Below are 13,353 nucleotides of genomic sequence, written 5' to 3'. Positions count from 1 at the left end.
ATGAACTTGCCTGCCTCTGCCTTTCCTCACGATGCCCCTGCCCTTCCGGCCTTGCCGCGCGAGCCATATCCCGGGATAGTCCTGCGCGCCGCCCTGTGGCTTGCATTTCTGGCGCCGTTCTTCTACGCCACCTACGGCTTCGCCAATTGGCTGGCGTCGCGGCGCGACGACGTCGGCAGCATCGTCTTCGGCTGGGAGCATGGCGTCCCGTTCCTTGCCTGGACGATCGTGCCCTACTGGTCGATCAACCTGTTCTATGGCTTGTCGCTGCTGTTGAACAATTCGAAGAGCGGCGTCGACCGCCTTGCCGGCCGCTATCTGACGGCGCAGCTCGTCGCCGTCGCCTGCTTCATCCTGTTCCCGCTGACGGCGACCTTCGCGCGCCCGCAGACGAGCGGCCTGCCCGGTTTCATGTTCGCCGTACTCGGCGGCTTCGACAAACCCTTCAACCAGGCGCCGTCGCTGCATATCGCGCTGCTGGTCATCATCTGGGACCATTGGCGTCACAGATTGACCGGCATTGCCGGCGTCGCCTGGCATTTCTGGTGTTTCCTGATCGGCGCCTCGGTGCTGACGACGTGGCAGCACCATTTCATCGACATTCCGACTGGCGCGCTGCTCGGCCTTTTCGCGCTGTGGCTGTTTCCGCGCGACGGCGAGCTGCCGTTCGCCGGCTTCCGCCTGAGCGCTGACCCGAAGGCGCGGCGGCTGGCGCTGTTCTATTCGCTCGGCGCAACCCTTGCGCTGGCCGGCGCGGCTGCCGGCGCGTTGGTCTCGGCGCTGTGGCTCATCCTGTTGTGGCCGGCACTGGCGCTGGCCATAGTCGCTTTCGCCTATGCCGGCGCCGGCGCCAAACTGTTCCAGAAAACAGCCGATGGCCGCGTGTCGCTGGCCAGCCGTCTTCTGCTTTGGCCCTACCGCCTTGGCGCCAAGGCCAATGTGTGGGCGTGGACGCGAAAGTTTCCGGCGCAGATCGTCATCGCCGACGGTGTTTTCCTTGGCCGTTTTCCGACCGCCGCCGAGGCCGACCCCTTCGGCACGGTGGTCGACCTTGCCGGCGAATTGGAAAGACCGCGCGGCGCCTCCGGCCGCTGGGTGAGCGTGGCCATGGTCGATCTATTGCCGCCATCGCCGGAGGCGCGTGCGCAAGCGGTGGCGACGATCGAGGCGGCGCAGAGCCAGGGCACGGTGCTGGTCTGCTGTGCGCTCGGCTTCCAACGCAGCGCCGCCGTCGTCGGCGAATGGCTGGTCGCCAGCGGCCGGGCCGCCACGCCGGATCAGGCGCGAGGCAAGCTCGCCGCCGCGGGCCGGCCGGTGCATCTTGGCGTGGACGCGGCGAACATGACCGCCTATCGTGACAGGGCCGAAGCGTTCGCCGCCGGGCTGATGGTGCAGGTGGCATGGCCGCTGCTGTTGATTGCTGCTGCCTTGCTGGCGGCGCCGGTCATCGGCCTGGCGGCTGCGCCGCAAACATCGTCGCTATCCGCGGCGGCCTGGCTGATCGCCGCCGCGGGTGCCATAGCCACAATTATTCTCTCGGCCCTGCTTTTATTCGACGCGCTGCTGTTCCGGCTGATGGCCAGCCACGCCAGCGAGGCAGGCGGCGGTGCGGCGATCGACGACGTGCTGGCGCGCATGCGGCTGAAACCCACGGCGGCCGGCGGCCGCTCGCTCGACCAGCGGATGGCCGGCACGCGCCGTCTGCTCGCCAAGCAGCGTATCGCCTTCAGCCTGTTCGCGGCGGCCTCGGTCGTCGCGGCATTCTTTTGAGCCCGTCCATGACAAAGCTTCGCGTCAGCACCTATACCCTGCTGCAGACGGTGACCTCGGTCGGCCTGTCGGCACTGGCCTGGGTGGTCACCGGCGTGCGGCCGATCTGGAACGGCAGCCAGCCATCGGACCGGCAGCGTATCTACTTCGCCAACCATGCCAGCCACGGCGATTTCATCCTGCTGTCGGCCTGCCTCAGCGAGAAGGAACGCGCCCGTACCCATGCGGTGGCGGCCGCCGATTATTGGGGCAAGACGCGGCTGCGCCGTTTCATCGCCGAGGACATGCTGTCTTCCGTGCTGATCCACCGGCAATGGACGGATGAAACGCAGCACCCGATCTCGATCATGCTGTCGGTGCTCGACCAAGGCCATTCGCTGATCCTGTTTCCCGAAGGCACGCGCAACATGACCGACGAACCGCTGCTGCCGTTCCGCTCAGGCCTCTACAATCTGTCGATGGCGCGGCCCGATGTCGAGCTTATCCCGTGCTGGATCGAGAACATGTCGCGGGTGCTGCCCAAGGGGCAATTCGTGCCGGTGCCGCTGCTTTGCCGCGTCGTCTTCGGCGCGCCGATCGCCATTCAACCGGGTGAGGAACGCCGCGCCTTTCTCGACCGCGCCCGCGAAACGCTGCTGGCGCTGAACCCCCGGCCGCAGCGAGACGATTGAGGACCAAGGCAAAATGCTGCCGATGATGCACGAAACCCTCATTCTGATTGTCGGCCTCCTGGCGGTGCTGATCAGCGCCAGCGTCGTCGCCGGCGTCTTGTCATGGCGCGCGCCAAAGCCGTTGTCGCCGACGCTGGTCAACCTCACCCAGCGCATCAATGCCTGGTGGGTGATGGTGGTGGCGATCACCGTCGCCTTCTTCTTCGGCCGCCCCGGCATGACCATTCTGTTCGCGCTGATTTCGTTCGCCGCGCTGCGCGAATTCGTGACGCTGACACACAGCCGCCGCAGCGACCACTGGGTGCTGCTCGGCATGTTCGGCATCGTTATCCCGTTCCAGTACTGGCTGGTGTGGACCGCCTGGTACGGGCTCTTCACCATCTTCATCCCGGTCTACTGCTTCCTGCTGATGCCGGCGATCACCGCGCTGCACGGCGACACCGAGCGCTTTCTCGAGCGCGTCTCGGCGCAGCAATGGGCGGTCATGATTTCGGTCTACTGCGTCAGCCACGTGCCGGCGCTGCTGACGCTCGAGGTGCCAGGCTTCGAAGGCCGCAACCTGTTGCTGATCGCTTTCCTGATCATCACCGTGCAAGGCAGCGACGTGCTGCAATATATCTTCGGCAAGCTGTTCGGCCGGCATCTCCTGGCGCCGACGGTCTCGCCGTCGAAGACCTGGGAGGGGCTGGTCGGCGGGCTGGCAGCATCGAGCCTGCTCGGCGCGCTGCTGTCGTTCCTGACGCCGTTTTCGCCGCTGCAGGCAGCCGGCGTCGCCTTCATCGCCTGTCTGATGGGCTTCCTTGGTGGGCTGGTCGCCTCCGCCATCAAGCGCGATCAAGGCGTCAAGGACTGGGGCCATCTGATCGAAGGCCATGGCGGCATGATGGACCGTGCCGACAGCCTGGTCTTCGCCGCCCCGGTCTTCTTCCATACGGTGCGTTATTTCTGGACTGTGTGAAGACTGGCGCCGTTCGTCGCGGTAGCATCCGAACGGTTCAGCGCGACGCTTGCGAAGACACCTGATCCGTTTCGTTATTGCCGTTTTCGCGAAAGCGGTAATAACCCGACCTGCCGCGGTCTTCGCCGCGCTCATTTTGCCGCGGCGAGCGACTCTTTCTTGCGCGCCGGCGCCAGGCGGCGCACGCGGCGTTTGGCGGTGGTCTTCAGCGCCACCGGCGGAGCGCTGGACAACGCACCGAGCACCGCACCGACCATGCCGTGTGCGACGAAATCGGCGTTGATCTCATTGGCCAATCTGGCGTCTGCCTCCTGGTTGTCGCTGTCGGCTTCCGACCACAATACGATGCCCACCCGCAACCTTGGTTTGGCGCGTTTCAGCCGACGGACCAGGAACCGGCCGTGCTTGACGGAATCCCGGTTTAAAAATCCGACGACGACGGTATCGACAGCGTCGAGCTCAAGACGGCGAATGCTCCCCGGTTCCATATCGGCGAAGCTCGCTCTCAACACCGTGGCGCCCTGGATTTCGAGCACCTGCGCCAGCATGGCGGCAGCGGCATCGTCGAGTTCGCCGCGCCCTCCGCCGCACAGCACCGACATGCCCGTGCCATCCGGCAGTTCAGTTTCGTCCTCGCCCTGAACCTCCCCCTGAACCTGCTTGTCCTCGCGTGAGCCGTTGTCCTCGGCCGCGGCCGTATCGTCCTCTTCCGCCTCCTCCTGCGCGCTGTCGTCGAGGTTCGCCACCATCGTCAGCGCGCTGCCCGCGACCTGCTGTCTTTGCTCATCGCTCAACACACCACGCACCCGGTCCTGCTCGCCGAGCAGAAGTGCGGGAATCGCGACCTCGTCATAGAACTCGACCAGATATTTTTCCTCCAGCATCTCCTCGGCATGGTCCGTCGCTTCCTCGGGATCGCCGGCCAGCAGCCGCTGGTAAAGCCGGGCGTGCGGTTCGAGCACGGGTTCGTTGCCGAACAGAACGTCGAGGAATTCGAACTGCGGCACATGGCGGCCGAGCACGACGAGGCAGACCGTGAGCGGCGTCGACAGAACCAGGCCCAATGGCCCCCAGAGCCAGGTCCAGAAGATCGCCGCAACGATGATAGCCAATGGCGACAGCCCGGTGCGCGAGCCGTAGAGCCAGGGTTCGATCACGTTGCCGGTGATCAGTTCCACCACGACGAAAAGCCCGGCGGTCCATAGCACGAGCGACCAGCCGGGCGCCACGGCAAGCGCCAGGAACAGAGGCAACAGCGTCGCTATGACCGGGCCGATATAGGGGACGAAGCGCAGCGCCAGCGCCAGCAAGCCCCACAGCAATGGATTGGGTATGCCCAGCAGCCAAAGTCCGATTGCAATCGGGACGGCATAGACGATGTTCACGACCAATTGCATCAGCAGATACCGGCCGACGCGCTTGCCGGCATCCTGCAACGCCTCGGTGGTTCGATGCAGATCGCCGTAGCCGACGAGGCGTATGAAGCGATCGCGCAGATCCTCCCGCTCGAGCAGCATGAATATGACGACCACAACGATCAGTCCGGCCGATGCCAGCGGGCTCAGCAGCGGGCCGATCAGATTCTGGAGAACCTCGAGCGGTCGTTCGCGCGCGACGATTTCGACCGGGATCGGCTCCCGCGGAGGCTGATCGGCGGCGGGTTGTGCGGGCTCCGGTCTGTCGAGCTCCTGGCCGACGCGTTCGATCACCCGGCTCAATCTGGAAACGATGCCTCCGCCGACGCCGGTTTCCTTGAGCGACCGGACCTTGGTCAGGATATTCGCCTGGTAAAGCGGGATGTTCTGCGCCAGTTCACTGACCTGCGTGGCGACGATGAAGGAGAACAGAGCCAGCACCGTGAATGCGCCGAGCACGCTGGCGATTACGGCAGGAAGACGCGGAATGCCGGCTCGCTTGAGTGCCGATACCATGGGCACGAGCGCAAAGGTAAGCAGCAGCGCGATTGCGATCGGCAGAAAGACCTCGCGCCCGAAATAGAGCGCCGCGACGGCCGTCACGACCGACGCTACGCTGGGCAAGGATGTGCGCGGAAGCGCCCTGGCCGCGGAAACAATGCCCGCCCGCCGGGGCTCCGACAGGTGCGCGCCGTTTCGACGATTTGCCGCCACTTGATACCTCCACCCCGCCACCGCCATGATCGGGCATATTGAGCCGGCGTGCAACTTCGTAGCGTCTCACCCAGCTGGACGCCGATTGCGCTCGTCTGCAGCGCCGCAAATTCAGTCGTGGTAGAATTTTCTGCATTAATGGCGTCACGGGCAATCCTGTTCCATGCCTGCGCCAGAACGTGGAACTTTCGGGTCAAAACGCCGTTCCTTCGTAGATCGCTGATGGACAACCTCAAAGCAGCAGCTCTGGAGGAATGATCATGAACATCAAGATGCTTTGCATGGGCGCGATGGCGCTTTCGATGATGACCGGCGCAGCGCTTGCCGCCGGTGCCACTGGCACTTCGGCGCTCGACGATCCGCAGAAAATGACGCCCTTCTTCACCGACGCCGGCATGAAGAGCATGAAGTCGGAAGCCGAATTCAAGGCGGCATGGATGGCCATGTCCACGAGCGACCGGGCCATGATGTTGAAGGAATGCAGCGACGCAGGCATTGCCAAGATGCATGCCGACTTCTGCAAGATGGCCAACCAGCTCGGTGGCGCCAACAAGTGACCGCCGGCTTCTTGCCGATTGCAATAACGGACCAAGCGAAAGGGCGGGCAGCTCCGCCATTGTGCGACCTTCCTGTCCACACCGGCGGGCGCTCAGCTATTTGAACTCGTGCCGGAATATCTGCGTAATGAAGGCCACGGCTTTTGTTCGATTGCCGTGGCGCCATCGCATGGATGACGGCCTGGTCGGAGCGCATGTCGCGGAGCGGCAATGCCACTATGGGCCCAGGGGGGGTCCCGTCTGCTCGCAACCCGGGTTTTCCGATCGGCCGTCCGCATGGCATTGACAGCCGGCACGCTTGACCCAGTGGGCTTGACCCCCAGCACGCTTGACCTCGCCGCCAACTGTGGAATAGGCCGGGTAATGACCCAACCACCTCCGCACCGGAGCCCCACGAAAGACCCGACATGACTGACGCGATCGTAAGAGACAGCAATGGCACGGCGCTGCACGAGGGCGATTCCGTGACCCTGATCAAGGATCTCAAGGTCAAAGGCACCTCGGAGACGATCAAGCGCGGCACGCTGGTGAAGAATATTCGCCTCACCGGCAATCCCGGCGAGATCGAATGCAGCACCAGGCAGGTGAAGGGCCTGGTGCTGAAGACCGAGTTTTTGAAAAAGGCGTGATCGCCTCGGCACCTTCGCTTCCATATCAATCGCCCTCATGACTGAATCGCTCATGTGAGTGAATCGCCCGCGCGAGGAGCTGGAGGAGCTGCGCCCTCCCCCTATGTTGCACTGCGTTAGATTTGTTGCATTGCAATATCGGCGCATCGGGTCGAGCCTCTGCGAGGTGGGCATTCCTTGCATGAGGTGATTGTGTCGGCATCATTTCGGCCTGACATCGAAGGGCTGCGCGCACTGGCGGTGGCCGGTGTCATCGCCTTCCATTTTGGTCTCTCCGGCCTGCCCGGCGGCTTTGCCGGCGTCGACATCTTCTTCGTCATCTCGGGCTATCTGATCACCCGCCACCTGGTTACGGAAATCACCGAGACCGGGCGGCTGAACCTCTGGCGCTTCTATGCCCGGCGCGCCCGGCGCCTGTTGCCGGCGGCACTGTTCGTCATCCTCGCCACGCTGCTTGCGGGTTATTTCATCCTGTCGCCGGAGGAACAGGCGCTTTATTCGAAAGGCGCTATGTTCGCCTCCGCCTACATGATCAACCTTTGGCTGATCCGGTGGTCGTTCGACTATTTCGCCGCCGACGCCACCAACAACCCTTTCATCCACTTCTGGTCGCTCTCGGTCGAAGAACAGTTCTATTTGGCATGGCCGGCGCTGCTGCTTGCCGCCGCATTGCTGCGCCCCGGCAACCGCACCGCTATCGTCGTCATCGGCGTCGCCGGTGCGGCCTCCTTCGCCGCCTGCGCCTGGCTGACGGAAGTGTCGCAGCCCTGGGCCTTCTATTTCTCGCCGCTCAGGGCCTGGGAATTCGCCGCCGGCGGCCTCGCGACCATGGCACCGGCAAAGATCTGGCGCGACCGGCCGCTGCTGGCCACCCTCCAGGCATGTCTCGGGCTAGCGCTGATCGCGTGGGCCTATCTGATGCTGGACGAAGACTCGCCTTTTCCCGGGGTGAATGCGCTGGCGCCTGTCGCCGGCACCGTGCTGCTGCTGCTCAGCGGCAGCGGCGGCCGCAACCTGCCGAGCGCCGCGCTGGCGCTGCCGCCCTTGCAATGGTTGGGCCGGCTCTCCTATTCGCTCTATCTCTGGCACTGGCCGGTCATCGTCTATGCGGCAATGGTGGTTCCCAACCTGTCCATCCTGGACCGCTTTGCCTGCGCGGCGCTGACGCTGGTTCTGTCGATGTTCACCTATCATTTCATCGAGAACCCGATCCGCCGCAACGGCTGGCTGATGGCCGGAGCAGCGCGGGCGCTGGTGCCCGCCGTCGCGCTGACCGGCGCCGGCGTGGTCGCGGCCTACGGCAATGCGCGCTTTGCCGAGCACAATCTCAGCCCCGAACAGCACGTCATCGCCGACAGCGCTGCCCAGCTCTCCACCGTGCGCGCGACCAATGGCGGCTGCGTGCTCGATTTCGAGACCGTCAAGCCGAAGCCCTGCATGTTCGGCCGCAAGGATGCCCAGCGCTCGGTCGTGCTGTTCGGCGACTCGCATGCCGACCATTGGTCGACGCCGCTGATCAAGGCGGCCGAGAAGAACAACTTTCGCGTCGTCACCTTTCTCAAATCCTCCTGCCGGGCTTCGCGGGTGACGACCTGGAACTGGCGGCTGAAGCGCGACTACACCGAATGCGACCAGTGGCGCGAGCAGTCGGTCAAGGACATCATCGCGCTCCATCCGCAACTGGTGGTGATTTCGGAATTCTCGATCGGCAATGTGATGAAGGAATCGCCCGAGGAGTTGAAGCACGCCGATTGGCAAGCGCAGTGGCGAACGGGCCTCACCTGGACGCTTCAAGCCTTCAGCCAGGCCGGCATCAAGGTCGCGGTCATCAGGGACGTTCCCTACAATGCAAGCTACGCCGACAAATGCGTGGCGCGGGCGCTGTGGCGGGGCCAGACGCCCGCGACATGCGACACGCCGAGGATCATGGCGGCAAACGACGACATCGCCACCATAGAGCGCGACATCGTACGCTCGACACCGAACGCTGCTTACATCGACATGACCGACCGCTTTTGCGACCAGACCACGTGCCATGTCTTCATCGACGGCAAACTAGCCTTCCGCGACCGCCACCACCTGGCGACGCCCTTCGCCGAAACGCTGGAACCGGCGGTGGAACGGGCGCTGTTTTCGGATGTGATGGCGGCGGCTGTAAAGTAACAGTGCCGGATCTTGTCGGATCACGACCCAGCCCCCTCGGCAAGCAACCATACGGGCGTCAGCTGAGGATGAGACCCGCCAGGAAAACCGTAAGGATAAGCGACAGCGGAACTGCAAGAAGGCAGCACAGCTCGAAAGTATTGGCTCGCCAAGAAGTCATTGGTCGCTTTTCCATGTTGGCCTCCTCCCTCAACGGCCAGACCGAGACGGCAGTTCCGCTTAAACGGTGCTCATCCCCACCACTCAATATGCAATTGGCGCAGCTCGTTCCGCTTCCTGGTCATCCATCGTGCACGCGCCAGATGTGTCGCCCACGCCCGGAAAGCCCTCTCCGGCTCCTGCTCCGGATCAATGTGCAGAACGATGCGGGCGACCTCGCGCCAATCGGTCCCTTCCGCCGAAGCGTCGAGCAGCCGGACATAAGTAAGCATGCGATCTTCGTCATAACCGGTCAGCACCGAAGACGTCGGCGCTGCGTTCGCGATATGAAGGTTTGGCGGCTTTTGCATTGCGACCTACCAGCACTGGCGCATCGTAGCAGCCTATGAAGAAGCCCGCGCCCTTTGATCGGAGGATGCGGATTGAGATTCGGCTCGACAGTCGACAAATGCGGGCCTCGGGCGGGGGTTCCCCGCCCAGCTGGTCTCACGCCTCACCCATCGCGATCGGGTGGACGCAATCTATGTATTTTACTATGTATTTCAGTGGAACCTAATTTAGTCGACGCAATTGTGCGTGCGTGAGAAAGCGTGAAATCCAGACCGTCACTGAAGGCCGGCTATCGCGGGATCAGTTGGCCGATGACCCAGTGATTGCAGTCGATTTGACTGAACGGATATTACAGGCGGCCGAAAACGACAGGATTGTCTGCCTCGTCGTGGCAACGGAGCAGCTGGAAACCGACCGCATCGAGAAAGCGGAGCCTAAGGAGACCAGGATTGCCGCAAGCTTCGTCCGGGACTTTGAGGTGATGCTGCTTGTTCTTTATGCGGCCTACGCCCTCGCTGTGCTGGGTGCGACCGCTTTCATTTTGCTGGAACTGGGCCATATTCTGTAGGTCGGCAAGGTGACGGGACTGGCACCGCCCGATTGTCGCTGTTTGACGGGATACATAGGGCGCGGACCACAATCCGCTCGAGGCTTGGAAAGCAGCCAGCCACGTTGCGTCGGCGGCCCCACCCTGGCGTACAGCAAGAGGCGTTTTCGCCCCCGCTGGCGCTAATTTGGGCTCTCGCTTCGTGGCATCTTGCCAATCTATGGAACGAGGCTGCCCCTCAAGGGTTTTTCTATTAGAGGGACGTTAAAGAAGGAGGTAGCTATGAAGAAGCTCCTGCTTGCCTCGGTGATCGCCATCGCCTCGGCGGCTTCCGTGATTGGCCCGGCGAATGCTGGCGGCAGCGTCACGATCGGCATCGGCAACGGCTATGACGACGACTATTATTATCGCCACCATCGGTATTCCGATTACGACGATGAGTACGTCCCCCGTTACCGCTATGATGTCTACGACGAGGACTACAGGCCGCGCTACCGGTACCGGTACCACCGGCGCTGCCACACCGAAGTCATCAGGCACTGGCGTCATCACCACCGGATCATCGAAAGAATCCGTGTCTGCCGTCGTTGACGGATCGATCCGGCCGGTAGTGCCGGCCGGATCGGCGGGGCTTCTCACCTCGGCTTGCGCATCAGCATCATGCCGTAATGCACGGCCAATATGTCGAGCCCGATCTTGAGCAGTTTCACCACCACGTCGCGCGGCTCGCCGGCTTGGTCGGCCAGGCTTTTCACCGTTGCGTCGGCACAGCAGACCTTTTGCACGACGCCGGCGATCTCCCAATGGGCAAGCGCCCTGGTGGCCTCGGCATGGTCGCGGCCAGCGGACAGAATGTGTTCGGCGACGCCGCTGCCGGTGCGGCCGCCGTCGACGCGCTCGGCCCAGGCCATCGGCTTGGCGCTTGCCTCGGACGAGTCGCGAAAATCCTGGCGGTAGCGCATGCCTGCCTCGCGCTGCTGGCGCGACAACGAGGTGAGGCCGCTCAGCGGGTCGACGTTGCGCACCCGCACGATGCCGCCGGTCGCTGTGTGGCCATCATTGGAAACCTCGTAGAGGCGCGCGCCCTCCTGCGTCCCCTTGGCCAGCCGCTTGCGGCCGAACTGGTCGTCCTTCAGCGCGAAATCATGACCGATCTCCTTGCGGATGCGCACCTGCTCGGCCTCGCCTTTCGGCAATCTCGGTGGCCTGGCTTTGGCCTTTTGGGCGGTTTTGTTGCTCATCGGATCAGTCCTCCTGGGTTTTGGTCGTCGGGCTCTGGCGAACTTCCAGCCTCATGGAAGCGGGCTCAAATTGCTTCGGCCGGCAGCGTGCGCAGGAAGCGCGCCGCGTGATAGGCGCAGTAGCTTTTCGATGGCTTGGTGCGCAGTCCGCAGCACAGCATGTCCAAACCGGGCCGGCTGCCGGGGGCGTCGTTTTCCGCATCCTCCTGCAGCGTCGTGTCGAGCGGCGCGCGGCAGCGCTCGAACAGGCAATCGATGAAGCGCATGGCGGCGAAATGCGGCTGGCGGCCGCCGGCAGCGATCGGGCGCGGCGCCGGCATTTCAAGCGGCGCGCCATCGGTCCCGGTGATCCGAGCCGGACCCGGCTGCCAGGCCGGCGGCGCCAGCCTGGCCGACAGCCTGGCGGGGCGGCAGCGTGGCTCGGCCTTCGGAGCCGCCTCCGCTTGACCTGCGGCATTTGATGGCTCAGGCGCCGAATTTCCGAGCCGTCCGCCCGACCGTCCGCCACACCGGCCCTTGGATCTGGCAAGGCCGATGGTGCGCAAACGGGCGGTGCGGTGGACGATGCCGATGATGGCCGCGCGTGAGAGCGGGCTACCACGCTGCGCACCGAGCCTGGTGGCGATCTTCGCGGCCGACAGTCCGCTCATCAGCCAGTTCTCGATTTGTTCCAGTTCCGAGGCGGAATAGCGGGCGGCCATGATGTTTTTTCCCTGCAAAGATGGTTGTGTGCGGCGCCGGCTTCGCCGGCCTCAGGCCCGAAAGCCGGTCAGCCTTCGCGTTGTCTGCTGCGATCGAGCTTCATCTCGGCCGCCTGCCTTGTTGCGCCGGACACTGCCTTGCCCGTCCGCTTGTCGAAGGCGATGACCGTGCCGTCTTCGGTGCGGATGCAGGAAACCGTGGCATCCGCATTGCCGGCCGGCAGGGAATTCGTGGCCGGAGCCGTGAGGGGAACGGCTCCGGCCGTTCCGGCCGCTTGCGCTGCCGGATCCGAGGCGCGAGCCTCGGGCATCGTCCCGGCCGGGGAGGAGGACAGCCGCGACGAAGGGGAAAGGGTTGGCACATGCATGGCCTTGGCGATCGTTTGCGGTACCGCCTCCAGGCCAGCGCTGCCGGCGCGCTGAACGGCGGATTCAAGGACCGAAAGCTGGTGAAGCGACTTGTGCATGCCCATATAAGAGCATAACTCAAATCATAATGCAAGCGATTCTTGCATAGACGAAACCGAATCTTATGCCTCAGATGGAGCCATGGCGAAAACTGCACTGTCGATCAAGGTCGGAGCGGCGATCCGCCGGGCGCGCAAGCAGCGCGGCCTGGTGATGCGCCACATTGCCGAGCACAACGACACCGACGTCGCTGCCGTCGGCAACTGGGAGACCGGGCGCAACCTGCCCAAGACCGAGAACCTTTTGAAGACCGCCGCTTTCCTGCGCGTCGACCCGGTGGCGCTCGGCAAGGGCGAGGTCGTTTTCCTCGAAGATGCCGGACCGGTCGCCGATGCCGAGATCGTCACCGATCCCGGCCCCCTGCCCGCCGGGCCGATGGACATCCAGCTTCTCGGCACCGCCGTCGGCGGCGACGATGGCGACTTCACCTTCAATGGCCAGCCGGCCGGCTATGTCCAGCGGCCGCCGGGGATCCGGCATCTGCGCAATGTGTTTGCGCTGCACGTGCTGAGCGATTCGATGGTGCCGCGCTACGAGCCCGGCGAGATGATCTATTGCGGCGGCCGCGAAGCGCTGCCCGGCGACCATGTGGTGATCGAGACGCTGCCCGAGGAGAACGAGCAAAACGGCAAGGCCTTCATCAAGAAGCTGGTCAAGCGCACCGCTGCCGAGTTGATCGTCGAACAGTACAACCCGCCGAAGACGCTGACCTTCAACCGCTACGCCATCAAGAACGTCTTCCGCGTCATCCCGCTCAAGGAATTGCTGGGGTATTGAGGAGGCGCTTGTTGCCTTCTCCCGAGAGAAGCAGGGCAATCGCAAGTAGGCAAGCGCCCCCCTCACCCGGAATGCCAACCGAATTGCGAAGGGCAATTCGGGCAATCCGACCTCTCCCCGAGGGGAGAGGAGGTCGCCAGCGTTGATGCCAGGCTCTTCTCCCAGCGGGGAGAAGGTGGCCGCCCGCGGGTCTTGCCTCCGGCAAGCCCGAGGCCAGGCTCCGCGGCCGGATGAGGGGGACCCCATATGCGAT

At 64.0% G+C, this 13,353-nt stretch carries 13 protein-coding genes and 1 pseudogene; 9 read left to right on the top strand and 5 right to left on the bottom strand.

The window, feature by feature from the left end; genetic code table 11:
• From NKH70_RS10905 to NKH70_RS10895, 3 genes and pseudogenes are all read left to right on the top strand, one after another.
• A pseudogene (locus tag NKH70_RS10905) lies at positions 1–1,332 on the top strand (phosphatase PAP2/dual specificity phosphatase family protein); the annotation flags it as partial.
• Between the two features lie 446 nt (positions 1,333–1,778).
• Positions 1,779–2,441, top strand: coding sequence for a lysophospholipid acyltransferase family protein (locus NKH70_RS10900; protein ID WP_292664595.1), 663 nt, complete (start codon positions 1,779–1,781; stop codon positions 2,439–2,441).
• 22 nt (positions 2,442–2,463) lie between these two features.
• On the top strand, positions 2,464–3,399 hold the full coding sequence (locus tag NKH70_RS10895; RefSeq protein ID WP_023675663.1) for a phosphatidate cytidylyltransferase: 936 nt from the start codon (positions 2,464–2,466) through the stop codon (positions 3,397–3,399).
• A gap of 131 nt (positions 3,400–3,530) precedes the next feature.
• Here NKH70_RS10895 and NKH70_RS10890 read toward each other — a convergent pair whose 3' ends face one another.
• On the bottom strand, positions 3,531–5,528 hold the full coding sequence (locus NKH70_RS10890; RefSeq protein ID WP_352979392.1) for an AI-2E family transporter: 1,998 nt from the start codon (positions 5,526–5,528) through the stop codon (positions 3,531–3,533).
• 260 nt (positions 5,529–5,788) lie between these two features.
• On the opposite strand from NKH70_RS10890, the gene NKH70_RS10885 reads away from it, so the two are divergent.
• The 3 genes from NKH70_RS10885 (at position 5,789) to NKH70_RS10875 (ending at position 8,877) form a co-directional block, all read left to right on the top strand.
• Entirely contained in the window at positions 5,789–6,085 is a 297-nt protein-coding gene (locus NKH70_RS10885; RefSeq protein WP_352915676.1) for a hypothetical protein, read from the top strand.
• Positions 6,086–6,492: 407 nt separating this feature from the next.
• Positions 6,493–6,714 carry an alkylphosphonate utilization protein gene (locus tag NKH70_RS10880; RefSeq protein ID WP_352481647.1) on the top strand — a complete coding sequence of 74 codons (222 nt, stop codon included), beginning with the start codon at positions 6,493–6,495 and terminating at the stop codon, positions 6,712–6,714.
• A 192-nt stretch (positions 6,715–6,906) separates the two neighbouring features.
• The gene (locus NKH70_RS10875; RefSeq protein ID WP_352915673.1) at positions 6,907–8,877 is read left to right on the top strand and encodes an acyltransferase family protein; all 1,971 of its coding nucleotides are present in this window, start codon (positions 6,907–6,909) and stop codon (positions 8,875–8,877) included.
• A gap of 230 nt (positions 8,878–9,107) precedes the next feature.
• On the opposite strand, the gene NKH70_RS10870 is transcribed toward NKH70_RS10875, so the two are convergent.
• Complete coding sequence (locus tag NKH70_RS10870; RefSeq protein WP_352915671.1) at positions 9,108–9,386, bottom strand: DUF2285 domain-containing protein; 279 nt, start codon at positions 9,384–9,386, stop codon at positions 9,108–9,110.
• Positions 9,387–9,616: 230 nt separating this feature from the next.
• On the opposite strand from NKH70_RS10870, the gene NKH70_RS10865 reads away from it, so the two are divergent.
• Both NKH70_RS10865 and NKH70_RS10860 read left to right on the top strand, forming a co-directional pair.
• Complete coding sequence (locus tag NKH70_RS10865; RefSeq protein WP_352915668.1) at positions 9,617–9,934, top strand: hypothetical protein; 318 nt, start codon at positions 9,617–9,619, stop codon at positions 9,932–9,934.
• Between the two features lie 261 nt (positions 9,935–10,195).
• Positions 10,196–10,504 (top strand): hypothetical protein, encoded by a 309-nt coding sequence (locus tag NKH70_RS10860; RefSeq protein WP_352979394.1) that lies wholly within the window; start codon positions 10,196–10,198, stop codon positions 10,502–10,504.
• 44 nt (positions 10,505–10,548) lie between these two features.
• On the opposite strand, the gene NKH70_RS10855 is transcribed toward NKH70_RS10860, so the two are convergent.
• The 3 genes from NKH70_RS10855 to NKH70_RS10845 all read right to left on the bottom strand — a co-directional run bounded on the left by NKH70_RS10855 (position 10,549) and on the right by NKH70_RS10845 (position 12,328).
• Complete coding sequence (locus tag NKH70_RS10855; protein ID WP_352721161.1) at positions 10,549–11,154, bottom strand: DUF6456 domain-containing protein; 606 nt, start codon at positions 11,152–11,154, stop codon at positions 10,549–10,551.
• 65 nt (positions 11,155–11,219) lie between these two features.
• Entirely contained in the window at positions 11,220–11,855 is a 636-nt protein-coding gene (locus NKH70_RS10850) for a GcrA cell cycle regulator (RefSeq protein ID WP_352721159.1), read from the bottom strand.
• Positions 11,856–11,923: 68 nt separating this feature from the next.
• Positions 11,924–12,328 (bottom strand): hypothetical protein, encoded by a 405-nt coding sequence (locus NKH70_RS10845; protein WP_352915661.1) that lies wholly within the window; start codon positions 12,326–12,328, stop codon positions 11,924–11,926.
• Between the two features lie 76 nt (positions 12,329–12,404).
• Between NKH70_RS10845 and NKH70_RS10840 the strand changes: the two genes are divergently transcribed.
• On the top strand, positions 12,405–13,100 hold the full coding sequence (locus NKH70_RS10840; protein ID WP_352915658.1) for an XRE family transcriptional regulator: 696 nt from the start codon (positions 12,405–12,407) through the stop codon (positions 13,098–13,100).
• Positions 13,101–13,353: the final 253 nt, after the last annotated feature.

This window comes from Mesorhizobium sp. M0991 (assembly GCF_040318915.1).
Lineage (GTDB): Bacteria > Pseudomonadota > Alphaproteobacteria > Rhizobiales > Rhizobiaceae > Mesorhizobium.
The sequence above is the reverse complement of the archived record's forward strand: the minus strand, read 5'-3'. Positions and strand labels throughout refer to the sequence as shown.